Annotated in this window: 17 protein-coding genes; 16 read left to right on the plus strand and 1 reads right to left on the minus strand. The window is 48.3% G+C overall.

Translation table 11 applies throughout. From position 1 onward, the window contains the following. Nucleotides 1–21: 21 nt before the first annotated feature. The 12 genes from OB236_RS39295 to OB236_RS39350 all read left to right on the plus strand — a co-directional run bounded on the left by OB236_RS39295 (nt 22) and on the right by OB236_RS39350 (nt 15,873). Nucleotides 22–1,104, plus strand: a complete 1,083-nt coding sequence (locus OB236_RS39295; protein WP_262688957.1) for an iron-containing alcohol dehydrogenase family protein — start codon at nt 22–24, stop codon at nt 1,102–1,104. A 116-nt stretch (nt 1,105–1,220) separates the two neighbouring features. Continuing rightward, nucleotides 1,221–3,866: a metallophosphoesterase gene (locus OB236_RS39300; RefSeq protein WP_262688959.1), complete on the plus strand. Its 2,646-nt coding sequence runs from the start codon at nt 1,221–1,223 to the stop codon at nt 3,864–3,866. 191 nt (nt 3,867–4,057) lie between these two features. Then, on the plus strand, nt 4,058–5,845 hold the full coding sequence (locus tag OB236_RS39305) for a sensor histidine kinase (RefSeq protein WP_262688960.1): 1,788 nt from the start codon (nt 4,058–4,060) through the stop codon (nt 5,843–5,845). Further along, nucleotides 5,820–7,496, plus strand: a complete 1,677-nt coding sequence (locus OB236_RS39310) for a response regulator transcription factor (RefSeq protein WP_262688961.1) — start codon at nt 5,820–5,822, stop codon at nt 7,494–7,496. The genes OB236_RS39305 and OB236_RS39310 overlap by 26 nt, the downstream gene beginning before the upstream one ends. A 303-nt stretch (nt 7,497–7,799) precedes the next feature. Beyond that, nucleotides 7,800–9,515, plus strand: a complete 1,716-nt coding sequence (locus OB236_RS39315) for an extracellular solute-binding protein (RefSeq protein WP_262688963.1) — start codon at nt 7,800–7,802, stop codon at nt 9,513–9,515. Between the two features lie 81 nt (nt 9,516–9,596). Next, complete coding sequence (locus OB236_RS39320) at nt 9,597–10,493, plus strand: ABC transporter permease (RefSeq protein ID WP_076237722.1); 897 nt, start codon at nt 9,597–9,599, stop codon at nt 10,491–10,493. Between the two features lie 18 nt (nt 10,494–10,511). Continuing rightward, complete coding sequence (locus OB236_RS39325; RefSeq protein WP_262688965.1) at nt 10,512–11,396, plus strand: carbohydrate ABC transporter permease; 885 nt, start codon at nt 10,512–10,514, stop codon at nt 11,394–11,396. A gap of 59 nt (nt 11,397–11,455) precedes the next feature. Further along, a complete protein-coding gene (locus tag OB236_RS39330) occupies nt 11,456–12,547 on the plus strand; it encodes an amidohydrolase family protein (RefSeq protein WP_144026670.1) in 1,092 nt (363 codons plus the stop codon). Further along, a complete protein-coding gene (locus OB236_RS39335; RefSeq protein WP_262688966.1) occupies nt 12,544–12,900 on the plus strand; it encodes a Rieske (2Fe-2S) protein in 357 nt (118 codons plus the stop codon). The genes OB236_RS39330 and OB236_RS39335 overlap by 4 nt, the downstream gene beginning before the upstream one ends. A gap of 28 nt (nt 12,901–12,928) precedes the next feature. Further along, entirely contained in the window at nt 12,929–14,005 is a 1,077-nt protein-coding gene (locus OB236_RS39340) for an amidohydrolase family protein (protein ID WP_262688968.1), read from the plus strand. Beyond that, nucleotides 14,002–14,382: a Rieske (2Fe-2S) protein gene (locus OB236_RS39345; protein ID WP_262688970.1), complete on the plus strand. Its 381-nt coding sequence runs from the start codon at nt 14,002–14,004 to the stop codon at nt 14,380–14,382. Before OB236_RS39340 ends, OB236_RS39345 begins: the two co-directional genes overlap by 4 nt. 12 nt (nt 14,383–14,394) lie before the next feature. After that, nucleotides 14,395–15,873 (plus strand): glycoside hydrolase family 88 protein, encoded by a 1,479-nt coding sequence (locus OB236_RS39350; protein WP_262688972.1) that lies wholly within the window; start codon nt 14,395–14,397, stop codon nt 15,871–15,873. Between the two features lie 83 nt (nt 15,874–15,956). On the opposite strand, the gene OB236_RS39355 is transcribed toward OB236_RS39350, so the two are convergent. Next, nucleotides 15,957–16,994 (minus strand): phosphatidylinositol-specific phospholipase C/glycerophosphodiester phosphodiesterase family protein, encoded by a 1,038-nt coding sequence (locus OB236_RS39355; protein WP_262688974.1) that lies wholly within the window; start codon nt 16,992–16,994, stop codon nt 15,957–15,959. Nucleotides 16,995–17,421: 427 nt separating this feature from the next. Here OB236_RS39355 and OB236_RS39360 point away from each other — a divergent pair, with 427 nt between their 5' ends. The 4 genes from OB236_RS39360 (at nt 17,422) to OB236_RS39375 (ending at nt 20,970) form a co-directional block, all read left to right on the plus strand. After that, a complete protein-coding gene (locus OB236_RS39360; protein WP_262688976.1) occupies nt 17,422–18,441 on the plus strand; it encodes a metallophosphoesterase family protein in 1,020 nt (339 codons plus the stop codon). 12 nt (nt 18,442–18,453) lie between these two features. Beyond that, nucleotides 18,454–19,020 carry a hypothetical protein gene (locus OB236_RS39365; protein ID WP_262688978.1) on the plus strand — a complete coding sequence of 189 codons (567 nt, stop codon included), beginning with the start codon at nt 18,454–18,456 and terminating at the stop codon, nt 19,018–19,020. A gap of 4 nt (nt 19,021–19,024) precedes the next feature. Then, nucleotides 19,025–19,432: a hypothetical protein gene (locus OB236_RS39370; RefSeq protein WP_262688980.1), complete on the plus strand. Its 408-nt coding sequence runs from the start codon at nt 19,025–19,027 to the stop codon at nt 19,430–19,432. 95 nt (nt 19,433–19,527) lie between these two features. After that, nucleotides 19,528–20,970, plus strand: a complete 1,443-nt coding sequence (locus OB236_RS39375) for a hypothetical protein (protein WP_262688981.1) — start codon at nt 19,528–19,530, stop codon at nt 20,968–20,970. Nucleotides 20,971–20,988: the final 18 nt, after the last annotated feature.

Consider the following 20,988-nt stretch of genomic DNA (forward strand, 5'->3'; position numbering starts at 1 on the left):
CCATACGGAGGAGCGGTTGAGATGAACGGAGTTCATTTGGTGATGGGAACACCGAATGCTTATATGCAGGAGGTGGGATTGATTCATGCAGCTGGCGAATGGATTGCCAAATGGGGAAAGCGGATTTTTATTGTCACAGGCGCAGCCTCTTGGGAGAGCGTGAACAAGAAGCTGACCGCGAGTCTGGACCGAGCCGATATAGTCTACGCATATGCTGTCTATGAAGGGGAATGCTCTTATAATGAAAACGAGAGATTATCCGCTATGGTTCTGGAAGGTACAGAGCTAATCGTTGCGGTTGGAGCGGGTAAAGTGACGGACATCGCCAAAAAACTTAGCCACGATCTGAAGCTGCCCTTCATAGCAATTCCTACGCTGGCAGCTACATGCGCGGCGGCCACGAATTTGTCTGTGATGTATACCGATCAGGGTCATTATTATGATAGTCAAGTATTTCTCAATAATACGCTGCTGGTACTGATCGATACGGATGTTGTGGCCAAAGCCCCACCTCGTTATTTGATTGCAGGGATAGGCAGCACGTTGGCAACGTGGTATGAAGCATCGGCTTGCTCCTTTGATAAGCGGCATAATGTACCGACAATTAGCGGGCTGCAAGCAGCGAAGCTTGGTTATGACACCATAATGAAGTATGGAGTAACTGCGATAGAAGATGCAAGGCGAGAGAATGCTTCGTTTGCATTGCAGCAGGTGGTTGACGCCATTGTATTATGCGGCGGTATGGTCAGCGGTTTGGGTGAAGATAACTGCCGCTGGGCTGCTGCTCATGCGATCTATAATGGCTTGATAACTCTTCCCCAGCAAGCTTTACATGGAGAAATAGTTGCTTATGGCACATTGGTGCAATTAATATTGGAGCAGCGTCAACCAGCAGAAATAAATGAACTGCTTGCTTTCTATAAGCTTATAGGTTTGCCAGTCAAGCTTCACCAGTTGGGCATAGACTATCCGATTGAAGAGGCAGAGAAGGAACATTGGATGAGCGCAGTGCTCTCTTCAGCCGGGACGATCGGAAACATGCCTTTTGAAGTGACAGCCGAAGCTTTAACAATGGCCGTGGAGCAGCTGGAGAAGTGGGAATAGCATCAAGTAACGGTCCTCGTTGTTGTTAGTGGCGGGGCTGTTTGTCTATCATTCGAATGCAAGGTGGTATACAATAAAGTCCATCATGGATTGTGCTAACAGAGGGAGGTTTCAGCATGGAGAATCAACCGCGGTTTAATGGAATGCAAAAAACAGTGCTGATCCTGTTCACCGCGCTCGCTCTGATCGGGTTACTGTGGATTATTCGTGTGCTCGCGATAGATGGCTTCCTCCAGATAGGTATTCCGCAGGTTTCGGCGAACGATACGAGTCTTACCCTTTCCTTGGATAATGGAGATATCGTAAGAGGGAGTAAAGGGATCATAGCATCAGGCAGCAAACCGGAGTCTAAGCTTAGTTTGCTCATTGATGATGTGAAGGTGACAGCCAAATCGGTTATGCAGCAAAAAGCAATGCTCACCTTTGAAGCCGAGGGGATGAAGTCGGGCGATGGGTTTAAAAATTCGATATGGGTGAACGACAAGCTTGCCTATACCTTTGATAAAAATATTGCGGGATTTACCAAATTGACAGTTCCCATCAACGCGGAGCTGCTGCAGCAGGGAAATAATAAAATAACGCTGCGTGCTGGCAGCAAAAAAACGCCTGATGACAAGGAGGGTGAACGCGATGTGTGGAAATTCCGCGCCCTGAAGTTCGAGCTTGGGGACGGAACGGTTCTGGATGATCCGAATTATAAGACTGCTACTGTGTATACGGTCGGGACTGCTTCTGGCGCGGCACAAGATCCAAGCACGTTCCAAAAAGAATTTAATTATGTGATCAAAGACGATAAGTATCGCAGTGTCTATTATTTGTGGGATACGCTGGAACTGCATGAAACCAATCATAAGGTTGAATTAATCGCTGAGGAGGGAACGAGCAAAAAGGCCAAAACGGTTATCGTTCAAGTCGATAATACCGCACCGGTTCTTGAGGTCGTTTCACCTATCGAGGGCAGAACCTACAAGAATCGAATTGCTGTTAATGTCAAATCCAATGATGCAATATCCGGCACTGCTTCTGTTGTCGCCAAGCTGGACGGTAAGGTGATTGAGCTGCCGGCCGAGCTGCAAACAACGGAGCTGCCGGTTGGTGCGCATAAGCTGGAAGTAAGTACGACCGATAAGGCGGGTAATGAGCGCAGTAGTGCCGTCAACTTTCAGGTATTGAATGAAACGCCTGAGCTGCCGAGCCAGCCTGCACCAACCGATCGTTCTTCAATTTCATCCGCTGAGCTGAAGCTAAGCGTACAGGTGGATGACTCGACCAAGGATCCGTTGGATGTATCCTTTTACAAAGCTCGGCGTTACGATTTGAGCGAAACGGGCAAGCACGAGGCATTAACCCATGCCGTTGATCGGGAGCCACCACTCGAATTGGTACCCCAGGGTGAGACTATGATGACTGATGAGCAGCGTTCCTTGGTTGCCGTCAAAGATGGTCAATATCTGGTTAATGATAACAAAGAGAAATTTCCGTATCACCGCTTCACCTTTGAGGTGGGCAATGATCCTTTAACCGATTCTGATATCGTCTGGACGGGACATTCGCTGCCTGATCGACTGGTCACTATGTATGTATGGAATTTTGATACGCAGTTATGGGAAGACATAGATTCGAACAGAGGGACAGAGGACTTTACGTTAAGAGGGAGAATCAAGCCTGCTCAGATGGTGCGCGGCGGCAAGGTAGAGGTGCTTGTGCAGGATCGTATTCCGACGACAGGTGATTATGATTTTGCCTTTCTATGGATGACCGATACCCAGTACTATTCGGAGTCGTTTCCCAAAATTTATGATCTGATGACCAAGTGGACCGTTGATCACTGGAAGGAAAAAAAGTTCAGCTATATGGTGCATACAGGGGATATTATCAACAATTGGAACAGCAAGACTGAATGGGAAAATGCTTCGAAAAGCATGAAAACCCTTGATGATGCTCATATCCCTTATGGTATCGTTGCAGGTAATCATGATGTCGCTTATGATGTCGGCAATTATGAGGAGTTTTGGAAATATTTTGGCCGCGAGCGGTATATCAAGCAGCCTACCTTTGGCGGGGATCTGAACAATAACCGGGATCATTACGATCTGGTTTCGGTCAAGGGCAACGATTTTGTTATCGTTTATCTCGGTTGGGTGATTGACCCAAAAACGTTCGATTGGGCCAATAGTGTGCTCAAGAAATATGCGGACCGCAATGCTATAATCGCGACACATGAATACTTGAAGCCGAGCAAGGCTTATTATGGTCAAGGGCGTTGGGTGTATGAGCGGCTTGTAGAGCCTAACCCGAATGTGTTTATGGTGCTGGGCGGTCATAATCCGGGTGTTGCCTATAATATTAAGAAAATAGGGGACCGCAAGGTGCTGGAATTGCTAAGCGATTACCAGAATGGTCCAGAAGGCGGACAGGGGTATATGCGTTTCCTGCAATTCGATTTGCAGAACAAGCAGCTATTCGTCAATACGTATTCACCCTATTTGAATAAGTACAACTTTTTCAAACCGGACGAGGATGAATTCGTACTGCCGCTGAATCTGAAACCGATTGAAAAGCAGGTGGCAACCGATTATATCGGTATTTATTCGAGAACGAATGAGCTGATCGGTAAAGCATCGAAGGTTCCGAGCGGAAGCACGGCGACAGTTCCATACCCGAATACGCAGCCGGGTGAAAGCTATTCCTGGTTCGCGATAGCACGGGATGAATTTGGAGGCTTTAGCCGATCGGATGTATGGTCATTTACAACCAAATAAAGATGCGAAGAACAGCCACAGGGCCTACTCTGTGGCTGTTCTTCGTGCTGTGAGTCGTATTCAGCTTGACAATGCCGCTTGTTAACTTCTTATTGACTTGTGATTACGCTTCATCTACGATGAACGCAAACCTATTGACTTAGCACCAAATAACAAGCTGTACAGCCATTCAGGAGGGTGAGGCTATTTTTATGAAATTAAACTGGCAAAAATGGTGGTTTTCGATATTCACCAAGCTGCTGGCGATGTTCTTTATTGTTGTGCTTCCGGTTTATGCTTTGGCGATTCAGATGAACGATCTGGGTGCTCAAATTGTAAGGGATGAGGTGTCCAATTCGCTGCTTTCGCAAATCCACTTTTACAGCAATTCCCTGAATAAGGAAATCGATCGCATGGTTCGGCTGCAGCGTGAGTATGTGAATGACAATGATCTGACCTCGTTAAGCGTGATTGCAGAAGGCTTGACCTTCTATGAGCGCACAGCGCAGATGAAGCAATTTCAGCAAAAGCTGGAATTGATGAAAAGCTCAGGTATTTACGTGAAAAAAGCAAGCGTTTACATTCCGCCAATACAGCGGATAATTTCGACGGACGAGCTATCGGAGGCACTATCCCCAGAAATGACAAACGGTTTGAAGGTGGAACGAGAGCTTCCCCATACTTCACCGCTGATGTATAAGGACGGTAGGCTGCTGCTTCGTGAATATTATCCGAGTTTACCCGTTTCCGCGCAGCGTGATCCGTTATTTGTACTGGAAACTGAGGTTTCAGTAGACGAATTGCGGCTTTTTTTGCGGCAAATTTCCGGCTCCAAGGGCGGGGCGGCGCTGCTGCATACGAGTTGGATCATCGCAGGCGAGCAGAAACAGCCGGAGCTGGACCCGATAGCGGCTAACGTTCGCAGCTGGGTGACCAATAAGGGAGATGGAATGCAAGGGATCGAGACGATCACTCTGAACAAGCAAAGCTATATTACCGCTTACGAATATTTACCGGATACCGATACAACACTGATGGTTTATGTACAGGAAGCGGATCTGCTCGGACCTCTCAACAAATATAAGAGCTACATCATCCTGATGTCGATAGTTACCGTGGTGCTGATTATTTTCGTATCGTACTGGGTGTATAAGGTTATTCACAAGCCTTTGACCAAAATGGTTCGTGCCTTCCGCAAGGTGGAATCCGGTAATCTATCGGTCTCCCTGCATCATAAAAGCAGAGATGAATTCAGCTACTTGTATCATCAGTTTAATATGATGACGGCGAAGCTTAATACGCTTGTCTACGAGGTTTATGAGCAGAAGCTGCAAACGCAGCAGGCCGAGCTTAATCAGCTGCAGTCCCAGATCAATCCGCATTTTTTGTATAACAGCTTGTATTTACTGTACAGGATGACCAAAGCAGAGGATTACGAAAACAGTCTGAGATTCACCAAATATTTGGGCGATTATTTCCGCTATATTACGAAGAAGACGGGAGATGATGTTCGACTTGCCGATGAATGGCATCATGTTCGGATGTATATGGAAATCCAGAACGTCCGTTTTTCCAACCGTGTTCAGGTGAGCATTGATGAGCTGCCGGAAGCGCTGCTTTCGTTTCAAGTGCCAAGACTTATTTTACAGCCATTGGTAGAGAATGCCTATAATTATGGGCTTGAGCACACGATCACGGATGGCAAGCTGTCCGTAACGCTGGAGTCGGGGCCTGATGAGCTGCGGATTATTATTGAAGACAATGGAGCGGGAATGTCGGAAACAGATCTCACGAATTGGCGGAGCAGATTATCCTCAAAGCAGGTGAACGCGGAGGTTAGCGGCATTATGAATGTGCACCGCAGGCTTCAGCTGAAATTTGGAGAACAATCGGGAATTACGCTGTCCACCGGACTGCAGGGAGGACTTCAGGTAGTTATGAACATTCAGATGACCAAGGAACAGGAGGGACAACATGCTGCACTTGATGCTGGTCGATGATGAACCGTTAGCAGTCGATTACTTGTTCGATGCGATACAGGAATGGAAGCAGTATGAGCTGACGGTGACCAAAGCATATTCAGGCATTCATGCGATGGATAAAATGAACGATATGCGTCTGGATATTTTGCTCACCGACATCAGAATGCCAGGCATGAATGGTCTGGAGCTTGCGGACCGTGTACGAGAGCAATGGCCACGCTGCAAAATCATTTTTTTATCGGGTTATAATGATTTTGATTACATCCAAACCGCCATCCGCAAAGGCGGAACCGATTACGTTCTCAAGACTGAGGGTGATGAACTGATATTTCAGGCTATAGAAAAGGCAGCCCAGGAAATCACCACCGAGCTGATGGAGGGTGATATCTCGCTTAAGGCCAGACAGCAGCTTCAACAGGCACTCCCTGCCTTGCGGCGTGATTACTTGTTGGAGCTGCTTCGTGGTGAGGGAGATTCTGTGGCTGTCCGAGCAAGAAGGTTTGCTGAGCTTCAGATCGGATTGGATGCCGAGCAGCCAGTATTCGTGGCCTTGGGCCGTGTGGATGATTGGAGAGAGTATGCTTCGCTATCGGACAAATCGTTGATGCTCTATTCGATTCAGAACATTGCCAAGGAGTTATTGGCTGACAGATTTGGATTCCTGTTCATCCCTTATGATAAATTCCGGTTTGTATGGCTGATACAGCCCAAGAGCAGCAGTGATGGAGAGTCCTCTTCAGCTTCACCTGAAGAATGGGAACGGCTTGGCCGATTTGTGAGAGGAACCTCGGAATCTATCCAGGAAACGTGCAGCAAGCTGCTGAAGCTGCCCATTTCGTTGATTATGAGCTCTGGGTCATGCTTATGGGAAGAGGCGGCCCGGCAGATCGATTCACTGAAGCTGCTGTTAAGCAGCGGCTGGATAAGAAGCCAGGAAATGCTGATTACCGAGTCGGGTTCATCCGAGACAGGCGGGGAGCGATCCAGTCGTGCTTTCTTCGCCGAGACCGAATTCCGCAATCAGCTGCGCAAGCTGGATCTGCTTGAACCGCATCTCGATAATGGAGAGAAGTCTCAATTTGCACGGCTGTATGAGGACATTACCCGGTTTGACGAGCTGGCTTTCACGGAGCAGAAAATCACCTATTTGACTTTGGAAATATTCAGCCATTTATCGGCTTTTTTTCTTTCCTATTTAAACCGACGCAATCTGACGGACAGGATCGGTCCGCAGCTGCAGCTGGACACTTACATACAGCTGGAAAACCATCGCTCCTGGCAGACGGCACTGAGCTACTTTCGTCGATTGGGAGAAACGATAGCGGAGCATAACAGTCATGTTCAGGAAGAAAAAACGACGGATATGATTCGGCTCATTCATCAATACGTGCACGATTATATCCATGAAGAGCTGTCGTTAACCCGTTTATCCGAGGTCGTGTACCTGAGTCCTCCTTATTTATCCCGTCTGTACAAGCAGCTTACAGGGGTCAATCTGCTGGATTACATTACAGAGGTTAGAATAACGCGTGCCAAGCATTTATTAAAAAGCACGAACCTCAAAATCCACGAGATCGCAGCTGAAGTCGGTTTTGACTCGGCACCATATTTTACCCGCTTATTTAAAAAGATCACGAACAGCACGCCGCTTGAGTATCGGGAATTATGATGGAATGGGAAGCTGGCTTACCAAGCAGTTTCCTTTTTCATAATATCAGAATTTATTAGTTTCAGCAGAGCTGAATATTCTGATATTGCAAGAAAAGCTACATTTAAAACACGGATGTATCTTCCTCGAATAGGCTTCGATCAGAAGTTTTTCTTATATCGATTTGCTATAAGGACAGCATCAATCTTGTCTAATTCACGAATTGGATAAAATAAGATAACGATCATAAGAAAGTCCCGTATGCTTCGAGGCGGGTTCGTTTTACAATCAGGTAGTAAGAATAAATATCAAGGGGGAACGTTCATGAAGAGAATACAACGCAATTCACTCATTATGACAGCGCTATCAATTCCGCTGCTGTTGAGCGCCTGTACCGCAACCAAAGAGGCGGCAGCACCGAATACTACACCACCGAGCTCTACACCACCTGCAGCAGCAGTGGATAACAAGCCTGCAGATCCGATGGGTAAATACAGTCCGACGATTGAGGTGTCTACGGTTCGTGCGATAGATGCGAGCTTCAAATTTGCCGAGGGAGAGTCGCTGGATAAAAACATTTGGACCCCCATTATGGAAAATGATCTGGGCATTAAAGTCAAAAACCTGTGGGTTGTCGATGCCTCCCAATTTTCACAAAAGCTGAACGTCACACTTGCTTCAGGAGAGCTGCCCGATTTTATGGCGGTTGACCGGGTGGTCATGCAGCGTTTGATCGATTCCAATTTGGTGGAGGATCTGACCACGCTTTACGATAAATACGCAACCCCGTTTACCAAGGAAGCGCTGCTTAAGGATGGCGGTGCCGCAATGAAGTCTGTTACCGTGAACGGCAAGCTGATGGGGATTCCGCAGACATTTGAGAACAATGGTGTAGCCTCCGCCAGCATGGTCTGGATCAGGACGGATTGGATGAAGAAGCTCAATCTGGCGGAGCCGAAGACGATGGACGATGTGTTGAATATTGCCACGGCATTTGCCAAAAACGATCCGGATGGCAACGGCAAGGCCGATACGATTGGGCTTGGTGTGAGCAAGGATATTTTTAAGGAAGCCAATAACGGAGTCACGCCTGCTTCACTGATCGGACTGTTCAATGCGTACCATGCCTACCCGACATTTTGGGTCAAGGACGCCTCCGATAAGCTGGTATACGGCTCGGTGCAGCCGGAGATGAAGCCAGCTCTGGAAAAGCTGCAGCAGCTCTATAAGGATGGCGTGATCGATAAGGAGTTTTCCGTTAAACCTTGGAAAAAGGTAGCTGAGGATGCGGCGGCAGGTAAGCTGGGTGTAGCATTCGGCTATGTGGCGGATGCGACGACCTTCTTCAAGGACAACCGCAAAAATGATCCGAAGGCGGATTGGCAGGCATTTCCGATTACATCCGCAGACAGCAAGCCGGTGATTCTACAGGCTAATGATGCCGCGACTTCATTCTTTGTCGTGAAAAAAGGCAGCAAAAATCCTGAAGCCGTAATCAAATTACTGAATTTATACAATAAACGTTACTTTCAGACCGATTACAGTGGCTCCAAAAATCCGTTTATTATCGATACAGCAACCGGTATTTACCCCGGAAAATATTTCCCAGTGCTCATTAATCCGGCAGACTTGAATATCAATGCCCATTTGAAGGTGGTAGAGGAGCTGAAAAACAAAGGTGATGGAAGCAAGCTCGACTTTCCGGCATCGCTCCACTTCAGCCGGGTAGCAGGCTTTCGCAAGGGTGACGACAGCCTGTGGTTCTCGGAGCGTACCTTTGGTCCTGAGGGTTCATTCGGTGTCATCGCGACCTATTTAAAAAACAAGAACTATCAGTTCAATGCCTTCACCGGTGCCCCTACTGCCACGATGGTGGAGAAGGATGCCACGCTCCAAAAGATCCAGAACGAAATGGTAACCAAAATTATTATGGGTGCCGCACCGATCAGCGATTTTGATAAATTCGTCAAGGAATGGAAAAGCCTTGGCGGCGATGCGATTGAAAAGGAAGTTAACGAGTATTACAGCAAAAATAAATAATACAAGGGGGCTTACGGGGAGATTGTGCCCGGCCCCTTTCCTTCGAAATCAAGTCTTGAAGCATAAGGGAGTTGAATGGAAATGAATACGAAATGGAGGCTGCAGCTTCCTCTGCATTTGATGATTATTCCGGGTTTGTTGCTCGTACTCATCTTCAGCTACGGTCCTATGCTGGGCATTATTATTGCCTTTCAGAAATTTAATCCGGCCAAGGGAATTATGGGTTCACCTTTAGTCGGCTTCGATAATTTTGTGTATGTCATGAAGCTTCCGAGCTTTTATCAGGTTATCTGGAATACGATCTATATCGCGGTAATGAAAATTATAGCGGGGTTAATAGTTCCATTGACTGTGGCTGTGTTATTGAACGAAATGCGGCGAGAATTTGTGAAGCGTATGGTGCAAACTCTCGTGTATTTGCCGCATTTTTTATCGTGGGTTATCCTGAGCGGGGTTCTGGTGGACATCCTGTCGCCTTCTTCCGGGATTGTGAATCAAGGCCTGCAGTGGCTGGGTATAGAGCCGATTTTTTTTATGGCGGATAATCACTGGTTTCCCTTTACACTGGTGCTGTCCAATGAATGGAAGGAATTTGGCTTCAGCTCAATTATTTATTTGGCAGCCATTACGAGCATTAACCCGTCGTTATATGAGGCAGCTGTGATTGACGGTGCTAATCGATGGAAGCAAACCTGGCATGTGACTTTACCCGGCATGGCTCCGATTATTGTGTTAATGGTCACGCTTAGTATAGGAAATGTGTTGAATGCCGGATTTGAGCAGGTGTTTAATTTGTATAGTCCGGTTGTCTATGAAAGCGGTGATATTATCGATACATTTGTTTATCGAATCGGGATCGTTGATGCGCAATATGGCGTTGCAACGGCCATAGGACTGTTTAAATCAGTGGTTTCCTTTATCCTGCTGTCTACATCTTATTTGATGGCTTATCGTTTCGCTAACTACAGAATTTTCTAGGGAAGGGAGGAAAGCGTAATGGTTGAGCATCCGTCGTGGTCCCGCAGACTGTTTATTATTTCGAATTATATGCTGCTGGTCGGCTTGTCCTTGTTATGTATTTTACCGTTGATTAATGTATTTGCGATTTCGCTCAGCTCCAGCTCTGCTGCGGCAGCAGGCTTTGTCAAGCTGTGGCCGGTCGAATTTACATGGAAGGCTTATGCGTTTATTGTCCAAAAACCCGAGTTCATACGCTCGCTTGTGGTAACGCTGCAGCGTGTGGCGCTGGGTGTTACCTTGAACATGGTGCTTGTTATTCTGGTTGCCTATCCGTTATCCAAGGATGCCAAGGCATTAAAGGGAAGAACGTTATATGCGTGGATCTTTGTGTTCACCATGCTGTTTAACGGTGGTCTGATCCCGTTATATATGACGATTAAGGCGCTTGGCCTGCTGGATTCGATTTGGGCGCTGGTTCTGCATCATGCACTGCCTGTGTTCAATATTCTGATTTTACTTAACTTCTTTCGCGGACTCCCCAAAGAGCTGGAGGAAGCAGCATTTATGGATGGAGCCGGTCATTGGACGGTGCTGTGGCGAATATTTGTCCCGCTGTCGACGCCGTCTCTGGCGACCCTGCTGCTATTTTCCATTGTTGGGCAGTGGAATGCCTGGTTTGACGGCATTATCTTCATGAACTCGCCGCACAACTACCCCTTACAGAGCTATCTGTATACGGTTATTACGGCTGTAGATACGTTATTGGCAGGCAGTGTTGATATGGAGATGCTGGCTGAGGTATCAGATCGGACTGCGAAGTCTGCACAAATTTTCCTCGGAGCACTGCCGATTTTGTTAGTCTATCCGTTCATCCAGCGTTTCTTTATGAAAGGGATTGTGCTTGGCAGCGTGAAGGAATAAGGAAATGCAAGGACGTAATGTTAGAAGCAAAACAACTCCGATAAAGGATGGGACTCATAATGGGGAATAAATCATTAATCGTCGATGCCGATGTGCACAATGGAATGAAAAGCTTAAACGAGCTGCTGCCATTTCTCCCGCGGGTATGGCACGAGCAGTGGCTGGAGATGGGAATTGGAGCGGCTCGGGTCTATTATTCAGCAGTCGGCGGAGCCATGAAGGACGCAGTCCCGGAGAATGGTGGCGGACAGGGAAGTGACCCGGAATTTATGCTGAAGCACCTGCTTGAGCAGTATCATATCGACTATGCGATCCTGAACTCCGGAATTGAAATCTCCTTATACCCGGACCCGGATTATGCCAACGTGGTTGCCTCCGCCTGGAATGATTGGATGTCGGAGCTGTGGCTAAAGGCTTCACCGAAGTTTCGCGGCTCGATTCTGATCAATAATACAGACCCGATTGCGGCTGCCAAGGAGATTGATCGAATGGCTTCCAATCCGAATATGGTGCAGGTGGTCATGACGAGTGCATCACGGATGCTGCTCGGTCAGCGTTTTTTTCATCCGATTTATGAAGCGGCAGAACGCAATGGGCTTCCTGTAGCCGTTCACCCGGGAGGTGAAGGACGAGGGATTTCCCCGTCCCCGACGAACTCAGGATATCCGACACGTTACTTTGAATGGCACAACATTTTACCTACTGGCTATATGGCGCATGTGAATAGTCTGGTTTGCGAGGGTGTATTCGAAAAATTCCCGCAATTAAAATTTGTTGCCATTGAGGGCGGCATATCCTGGCTGCCTCACCTGATGTGGCGGATGGATAAGAATTTCAAGGCGCTTCGATCCACCGTGCCTTGGTTGAAGCGTCGCCCTTCAGAATATATTCGTGAGCATATTTATTTGACCAGTCAACCGATTGAAGAGCCGGATGATCCCAAGGAGCTGCTGCAAATTTTCCAAATGATCGGAGCCGATAAACGGGTGATGTTTTCAACAGACTATCCGCATTGGGATTTTGATAACCCGATGATGGCGCTGCCGCCGATGCCACGTGAAATGAAAAGGCGTGTGATGGGGGAAACCGCGCAGGAGTTATATCGATTACCTGCTCTTGCGGCTGAAGTGGAGGAGGTGCATGAGTCTTGAACCCATATTTTGCAGCTTCTGAGGAAGAAGTTATATCACTCGGTAAAAAAATCGTCGTCATCAAAAATATGGAGATCGGGATTTTCTATGTGGGTGGCCGTTTCTATGCGTGGCGCAATCTGTGCCCTCATGCTGCTGCACCGGTGTGCAAAGGGTTAATTAACGGAACCACGCTACCCAAGGACGTTTACGAATATGAATTCGGTTATGAAGGCCAAATCCTGCGCTGCCCTTGGCATGGATGGGAATTTGATTTGACCGATGGTCGTCATCTGGCACCTGATTCCAGCGCCAAGCTGCGGGGTTATGAGGTTAAGGTAGAGGATGGCAGCCTGTATCTAATGATGTCTTGAGATATAACCTGATAAAGGAGATAACTTTATGAATAAGAGAGTTATTGTCGATATTGATGTTCATCACGCATTGAAGAGCAGTGACGAGCTGCTTCCCTTTCTGCCCAGAACGTGGCACAACGAATGGAAAGCGATGGGAGTCATTCCCGCACACTATTATTCTCTGATTGGAGCGTACAGGAAGGATGCCTATCCGGAGTCCGGGCCACCGGGAAGTGACCCAGCATTAATGAAGAAACAGCTTCTGGATGAAAATGGCATTGATTATGCGATTCTGACAACGGATGCAATCAATATTTCGGTGTACTATAATCCCGATTATGCCAATGCGGTTGCTGCTGCTTACAACGAATGGACAGCTGGTTATTGGCTCCAAGAGGATTCGCGCTTCAAAGGCTCGATCCTCATTAATAATAACGACCCTGTAGCCGCTGTAAAGGAGATTCATCGCTGGGGTGATCATCCCGATATGGTGCAGATTGTGATGCCAAGCGCCTCGCGGACCTTGTATGGACAACGGATTTTTCATCCGATTTATGAGGCTGCTGAGCAGTATGGACTCCCGATAGCGATTCACCCTACTGCCGAGGGGAGAGGGATTGCACCAGAGCCTACCAATGCCGGTTATCCGACCAGGTACATGGAATGGCATGCAGGCTTAAGTCTCAGCTATATAGCCCATCTGATTAGTCTGGTTTGTGAAGGCGTATTTGAGAAATTCCCGGGCTTTAAGCTGATTGGTATGGAGGGTGGAATATCCTGGCTGCCTAATGTGATATGGACGTTGGATAATCACTACAAGTCGCTGCGATCCTCGGTTCCTTGGCTTACCAAATATCCGTCTGAATACATTATTAATCAGGTTTATTTAACGACCCAACCTTTGGAGGAGCCCGAAAAGAAAGAGTATTTCCTGCAAATTCTGGAGATGATCCATGCGGAGAAAACACTGCTTTATTCCTCGGACTACCCGCATTGGGATTTCGACGCGCCCAAAACCGTCGAATTAAGTCTTCCGAAGCATTTGAGAGCACCTGTTATGGGTGAAACAGCACTGCAGCTGTTCGGTTTGAAACGACCTGTCGGCAAGGAGGCAGCCGAATGAATCGTCATTATATAGCTACGTTGCAGGAATTACGGGAAGCAAGGAGCAAGCTGGTCGTCCTTGAAGGGCAGGAGATCGGGGTGTACGAGGTTGAAGGTGAAGTCCATGCCTGGCGAAGTGTCTGTCCTCATCGGGGAGTAAGCATATGTAAGGGGTGGATCGGCGGTACTAATCTGCCCTCCCAGGTCTACGAATATCACTATGACAGGGATCAGCAAATATTGCGTTGTCCCTTGCATGCCTGGGAATTTGATCTCAAGACAGGACAATTTTTACTGGATGCATCGGTTAAGCTCAAAAGATACGAAACAATAATCGAAGAGGACCGTGTATATGTGGTGACAGGCTCGAAGTCTGGATCTGGAATACCATCGTAGAGGAGGGACGGAATGCAGCAGCAACAGCAACAGCTTGATTGGCATAAGCATTACCGATTTGCGGATTCGGTCGTCGCACCGAATCGTCCATTCGACGGCTCGCATCTTCCCAAGGGAAGTGAAGCAGCAGTGATAGTCGCTCCTGCTAATATAGGTACATCCACAGTGCTGTACTTTACAGGCAAGCTGCCAAAGGAGCCTATTCAAGGCTTGCGAATCACGTTTGCGGTCCATGTCAGAGAGGAAGTAGAGCTCGAGGCTTTTTTGTATGAAAGTGGGGAACGACTCGGTCTGTTTGATGTCAGATATGCTTATGCCAAGCAAATGTTCGAAATCCCTGTTACTCCTGATGGGGGAGAACGAATATTTCGTGAAGGCGTGGGCTTGCGGATGATCAAGGGGACAGAAGATGTATGGTTATTGTGTGGTGAGGGCGAGGAATGCGCCGTATTTTCCCCACACTTACTGCTGGCTCCAGCCCATGCACCGAATCGTTTGGCATTATTCACATACCATCTCCAATCTCAGGCCTGCTACCACCGCTCGGGATGGATGGAAGGCTGTGTGCTGGATGGACTGTACGATATGTATCGTTTCACGAAGGATACTTACTATCTATTGGCTGTCGAACAGCATTTGAAGCTGTTTGTGGACGATAACAAGGAAATCGAGGAGCCTACTGGACCTCGAGTGAAGAACGGTAAAATAGTTGCTGATGTGATTGAACAGACATTACCCTATGCAGTATTGGCTAAAATTCAACCAGATCATCCGGTTATCGATTCACTAATCGCTTATTGGCTTGATTATCAAAGAGCAGATGGTTCCATATACGATCGTGAAACCGATACGATTACCGGTGAAGGCGTTTATACGGTAGGTTATCCTATAGCAGCTATTGCCGCGGCACGCGGACGCGACGATCTGGCTGAGCTCGCCTTAATGCAGCTATGGTCACGCAAAGAGAGGTTGGTTACGGAGCGTGGGATTTATTTGCGTGCAGATGCCGAGAATCACTGCTCCTACCTGAATTGGGCCCGTGCCTTAGCCTGGTATTTGCTCGGCGCTGCCAGAATGTTAATCGAGCTGAAGCCTTGGAATGACAACAAACCCAGTACCCTCTATCAGCAAGCGGCAGCAGAGTTCGTCCGTTCAGCTGGATTTGCGGCGTCTTTACAGCAGGAAAACGGCCTATGGACCGTATTTGCTGACGATTCGTCCACAGGTACGGAAGCTGGGGGATCCGCTGGAATTGCTGCGGCAATGGTGTTGGGCGCAAGAGAAGGGCTGCTGGAGGACAGCTATCTGATTCGCGGGGAACGGGCCTGGATTGCTCTGCAGGAATATTTAACTATCGATGGGTTTATAAGAGGAGTTTCCCAGACCAATCAGGGCGGTGAGGAATTGCAGCGGAGCGGCTATAGGGTCATGTTTCAAATGGGGATGGGGCTGCTTGCCCAGCTAGGAGCAGCGCTGAATAAGCCCTTGTAACTGAAATAACTTGGATACCATACAAAAACGAAAGAACCTTCCCCACGAAGTGAAGTGGATCGGAAGGTTCTTTTGCTTATATTTTAGCTATTAAACAGCTGTCCCAGCAGCAGCTTTATCTTTTCCCATGTCGTTGGAGCAGGAGCGACTGTGGACTGTCCTGTCACCGTATCAGCAGAAGCTGTTGTCAGGGAAGGGTCCTGTGTTGTAAGATTTGCAGCGGATTTCTCTGCATCGGTCTGACCGGCGGCAATCAAGGGTGCTTCGTCAATTCCAAGATCCTTATAGCTAAGGAAATCCGTGTAGACCCCATGAACACCCATTCGCATCAGCTTTTTCACATCTTTGACCTTATTCAAGGAATGAACATAAGTGACAACACCGATATCGTTCAAATCCTTGATGAAGGACTTGGTAGCTCTCTCCTCAGGCATAGCAACCACGTGGACATCGTGTTCTTTTACATATTGAACCACCTCAGCCGGCTCCATGGAGGTCAAATACAGTGAAAAAATCACATGTTTGAAAGGGATAATCTCACGAACTATATCCAACATTTCCGGAGAATAGATTTCGGGAATAAAACGGTCAAGAATTGTCGGATCAATTCGATTGGCTGTATCACGAATTACTGTGAACTGCTGCTTGACCAGCTCAGGATCGGTTTCCTTGGTGTCGGTAATAAAGTAGACATCCGGATATTTCTTGCTTAAGCGGGCTACATCGGCAAAAGAAAGCGGCGTGTAGTTTTCAAGAATTTTGTAGCTCTTGAACTCTTTAAGGGTTAGCGGCTCCTCCAGCTTGTTAGCTGGTATATCTTGCTCAAATTTGGTAGCCAGATAGCCCATCCAATCATGACGGGCAGCCAACAGGCCGTCCTTGGTAATCGAGAAATCAACCTCGAACAACCGTTGTCCTTTATCATAATTCGTTTGGAAGGCTTCTAGGCTATTGGTGTAATCGACCCCATCAATGCCGCCAAGGGCATGGGCGATTAAAGGGAAGCGGGTCCAATCTTCATTCACAGCAGGCTCTGCTGCAATTGCGGGAATCGCTTGTGAGGATATCAGGATCGACAGTAACAGTGTGAATGGGATACATGCTTTTAATAAACGTTTCATATCATTCTCCACCTTTCTTAATGGTTATTAACTCCTATCCGATTGTATTGCTCTATATCTCTCTCTGGGGCCTTCGTTAATTGTTATTACCCATTTGAAGCACAACTGTATGGATTAAATCGCGAAAGTAACACATTTTACAAATATTTTACAACTGCATAGGGTGCTTTTTCCTCTGAATGCTTACGCTTCTTTCAGCATAGCAAATCAGATTGAACGTTAAGTGAAAGCCCGCTGAATGTCTACTGAATAGAGACTGAATGTTTGCTGAATGCGGTGGTCAGCTTGTATCGCCGATTTCTGGAGCTCCTTATTCTTGGTAGGGTACGGAAAAATGTGTTAGTATAAAAGGAACTTTGACATGTGATGAAGCTGTATTCAGCAAGCTTGACCCTCGCGGTTGAATATGGAAAGGAAGTGCAGCAGCATGCACACGAAACCTCGTGAAAGCTTGATGATAACTATCAGAACTATCAGATTCTTATTGCTAATCGCCGGACTAGTCCTGCTGGCAGGATGCTCGTTTGGAGCGCCAGCCGCTAATCCTGAACTCAATAATGGACAACCAGCAAAGCCTGATACAGCGCAAGTCACGCAAAAGCCATTTCGATTTGTCGTGATGGGAGACAGCCGCGGGTCGTCCAATGGTATTAATGAAGTGACGCTGCGCGGTCTTCTGGATAAGATCAAGGGTTTAAAACCTTTGCCCGAATTTCTGATGTTTACCGGGGATCAGGTTGTGGGAGGATCTGACGTTGGCAAACAGCTGGGAGCATGGTCCCGGCTAGTCGGTGATTACTTTCCGATGACCTCTGTCTATCCGGTACTCGGCAACCATGAGCATGATGAAAAAATATTTTCAGAAGCTTTTTCGATGCTGCCTAAGGAGCAACTGCCCGGCTATGGAAAGACGGTGTATGCGTTTGATTACGGCAATGCCCGATTTATTACATTAAACTCTGATCGGAAAAATGCCGCAGGTCACTATGTTATTGATGAGCAGCAGCGGACGTGGCTGGAAAATCAGCTGAAATCTAGCGGCAATAAACATATATTCGTACAATTTCACGTACCGGCTTATCCGATAGGCGCCCATTTGGGAAGCTCTCTGGATGCTGAGCCTGCAGCCCGGGATGCACTTTGGTCGCTTTTGGATAAATATAAGGTAACGGCTGTGCTCGTTGGCCATGAGCATAACTATAATCGTAGAAAAGTGGACGCAAGCTTTGATGGCAGTGGATACCATTTTGACAACACAATTTATCAGCTGACGATAGGTGGAGCAGGTGCCCCTTTGTATAATGGAGGCAAGGAAACGAAGCAGGTTGTGGTTGGCCCCAAAGCAAGCTATCATTACATGGTTATTGATATTGATGGCAGTAAAGCAACCTTTAAAGCTTATGATTTACAACAAAATGAAATTGATGCGTTCACAGTTGAGCGATAGGAGCGTTGAAGCATGAAAATAGGTCCACAGTTCCGGGACTTGGCGGTCGCACAAGGGTTTATTGCGGTTGTCTTGTTTCTCCTCATCCCGCTTGCCAACGCATTTGGCGGACCGAGTGCTAATCGATTAGCAGGTATCCTGCATGGAGTAGGGGCTTCTATGACGCTTCTGGTCGCAACTTATACGTGGCATGCCTACTATATGTACGTTCGTGGTGCACAGGGAGCACGATTGAAGCTGGAGCGGCGGCTGCTGGTCACCAATCTTCTGGTGCTGCTGACCGTCATTATCGGTAATTGGTTGTATATCGGTTATCAGTCGCCAGAAGGTGCTGCCGAGTGGTTTAAGCTGCATCTTCCATTCGGCCATCGGGTAGTCATGGAATATAAAGAGTTTGTCTCGCTGATGGCGATTCCCTGTGGGATTACAGCTGCTGTATGTCTGCGGAGGTTTGCTTCCAGTGGTGACGGTGGTCGTGAAGTTCGTTATGCTGTTGGTGTCCTGCTGTCGATGATGTGGCTTTCTTTGCTGATCGGATTTGTATTTGGATTGGTGCTGTCCAAATGGAAGGGTGTCTGATGAAATGGAAACGGTGCACGATGAAGGAGAGCTTGATGACATGGTGACAAAAGGAGGCGGCACATCGCCTCGTTCCGGTGAGGTTGTCGCGGGTATGCTGGCTGCTTTACTCGGCATGGCTGCTCTAACAGCTGCCCATTGGTGGAGTGCAGCTGATCCTGCTGCGGCCAATGTATGGTTGATACGGTTAAGCTCATGGCTGCCAGGTGGATTGCGTATTGGTCCCTACGGTGGCAAGGAAATCACAGCGCTCACTGTCTGGCTGGGAAGCTGGCTTGTATTATTCATTACACTGAAATGGTTTGAGCTGCGCTTGCGGTTCTGGACGGTGTTGTTTACGATCGGAATGATGATACTTCTCGTACTGCTGTGGCCGCCTGTATATCACAAAATTTATGGTTGGCCGACTTGATTCGATCTGCACGGATCGATCCTTATTGATTGGTTGCCGTCTGTTAGGCGGAATTTATATAAATAGCTATGTGAGCAGGTCAGGAGATGTCAGACATGAAGAGCCGTGAAGAGCGTATTACGGATAAGATAAATAAAAAAGGCGGCTATCTGATCACTTTGTTGTGTCTGTTTCTGTTTGTCATTCTGCTTGGAACCCTGTTGTGGTCGAAACCACCTGTTGCTGGTCGATTTGAATCTACTCCAGCGGCCGAAGGCCCGGTTTGGACGATGGCCTATTTGCAGGATGAAGGCGCCGCTTATGTGGATACATTAAGCGAACAAATGAAGCTGCATCCCGATGTTTTGCTTTTTGCTGGACCTGCGGTTTTGGCTGGAAAAGTGGAGCGGTCCGGAGCTGTTCCGGCTCCCAGAGCATTCTTCCCGGTCTGGGATGGGTCCGCTACAGAGGCGAACATGGCTGTACGTTTCACTCATATTCCTGAGCAACAGCTGACTGGTTATGGCAGGACCGCTTATTTTGTTGATTATGGCGCAGCGCGGTTCTGGTTTCTGAATGCGGAGCGTCTGGAGGCGGAGCCAGCCATTCAGCTGGCTTGGTTGAAGCAGACAGCGGAGCATAATCCGCGGCTGCATCGGGTCGTGCTCCTGAACAAGGAGCCGATGCAGCCTGAGGTTTGGAGCGGGCTCGCGGCAAGCGGCGCTGAGCTCGTACTGATCGGCGCGAAGGCTTACGCGCCGGAGGCTGCTGTAACCGAACGGCCGCAGGCCGGTTACAGCAGCACCTCTGCCCACCCGGGGTGGGCGGAATGGACCATGAGCAGCCCCGCAGGCGGGCTGCTCATGGTCCAGGGCAGCGGCAGCCGGCTGGAGGCGGCGGCTGCGGGCAGCGCCGGTCGCGCAGCGGACCGGCTGGCACTGGATGCAGCCGGACTGCGTCAATCGGCTGCTGTGCAAGAGCGCGCGTCGATTAGTATCGGCGCGATGTGGAAGTACCATGCCGGTGGTCCCGCCGTGCGCGCCGTGCTCCCGCAGGGGCTCGACCTGACTGGCGAGCAGCCGCTCGTCACCCAGAGTCCGCTGCCACGCGAGGATTGGCGCAGCGCTGCCTATTCCGATGCGGAATGGGGCTGGGCGCGTGCGCCCTTCGGACGCTCCCGGGAAAGCTTGGCAAGCAGAAGTATCGCAACAACGGTTCCGGCACAGGCCCAATCGCCAGCCTACTATTTCCGTAAAACATTTGTAGTCGATGAAGATCCTGCGGACATGAAGGATTGGACACTGAGAGTTGCATTTGAGGATGGCTTTGTCGCTTATTTGAACGGGGTCGAAATTGCCAGAGATTCCATACGGGAGGGGCTGGTTGATTACCGATCAGTGGCCATTCCCCATCAGGGCGGGTTATTTGAAGATTATCCACTCACGAACCAAAGAAATGTGATTGTAAAAGGCTTGAATACGCTCGCCATCGAGGTGCATGGCAGTCATCCGCAGACACCTGAATGGTGGTTTGATGCCAGCCTGACGTACCGTAAATAAGATGCGAAGAAACCGCAG

Source organism: Paenibacillus baimaensis, assembly GCF_025567575.1.

Excerpts from the sequence above, each read along its gene's own strand:
- OB236_RS39340 (WP_262688968.1), top strand. The coding sequence starts at position 12,929 with ATGAATAAGAGAGTTATTGTCGATATTGATGTTCATCACGCATTGAAG.
- OB236_RS39315 (WP_262688963.1), top strand. The coding sequence starts at position 7,800 with ATGAAGAGAATACAACGCAATTCACTCATTATGACAGCGCTATCAATT.
- OB236_RS39375 (WP_262688981.1), top strand. The coding sequence starts at position 19,528 with ATGAAGAGCCGTGAAGAGCGTATTACGGATAAGATAAATAAAAAAGGC.
- OB236_RS39320 (WP_076237722.1), top strand. The coding sequence starts at position 9,597 with ATGAATACGAAATGGAGGCTGCAGCTTCCTCTGCATTTGATGATTATT.
- OB236_RS39350 (WP_262688972.1), top strand. The coding sequence starts at position 14,395 with ATGCAGCAGCAACAGCAACAGCTTGATTGGCATAAGCATTACCGATTT.
- OB236_RS39365 (WP_262688978.1), top strand. The coding sequence starts at position 18,454 with ATGAAAATAGGTCCACAGTTCCGGGACTTGGCGGTCGCACAAGGGTTT.
- OB236_RS39295 (WP_262688957.1), top strand. The coding sequence starts at position 22 with ATGAACGGAGTTCATTTGGTGATGGGAACACCGAATGCTTATATGCAG.
- OB236_RS39300 (WP_262688959.1), top strand. The coding sequence starts at position 1,221 with ATGGAGAATCAACCGCGGTTTAATGGAATGCAAAAAACAGTGCTGATC.
- OB236_RS39305 (WP_262688960.1), top strand. The coding sequence starts at position 4,058 with ATGAAATTAAACTGGCAAAAATGGTGGTTTTCGATATTCACCAAGCTG.
- OB236_RS39345 (WP_262688970.1), top strand. The coding sequence starts at position 14,002 with ATGAATCGTCATTATATAGCTACGTTGCAGGAATTACGGGAAGCAAGG.
- OB236_RS39330 (WP_144026670.1), top strand. The coding sequence starts at position 11,456 with ATGGGGAATAAATCATTAATCGTCGATGCCGATGTGCACAATGGAATG.
- OB236_RS39325 (WP_262688965.1), top strand. The coding sequence starts at position 10,512 with ATGGTTGAGCATCCGTCGTGGTCCCGCAGACTGTTTATTATTTCGAAT.
- OB236_RS39360 (WP_262688976.1), top strand. The coding sequence starts at position 17,422 with ATGCACACGAAACCTCGTGAAAGCTTGATGATAACTATCAGAACTATC.
- OB236_RS39310 (WP_262688961.1), top strand. The coding sequence starts at position 5,820 with ATGCTGCACTTGATGCTGGTCGATGATGAACCGTTAGCAGTCGATTAC.
- OB236_RS39370 (WP_262688980.1), top strand. The coding sequence starts at position 19,025 with ATGGAAACGGTGCACGATGAAGGAGAGCTTGATGACATGGTGACAAAA.
- OB236_RS39355 (WP_262688974.1), bottom strand. The coding sequence starts at position 16,994 with ATGAAACGTTTATTAAAAGCATGTATCCCATTCACACTGTTACTGTCG.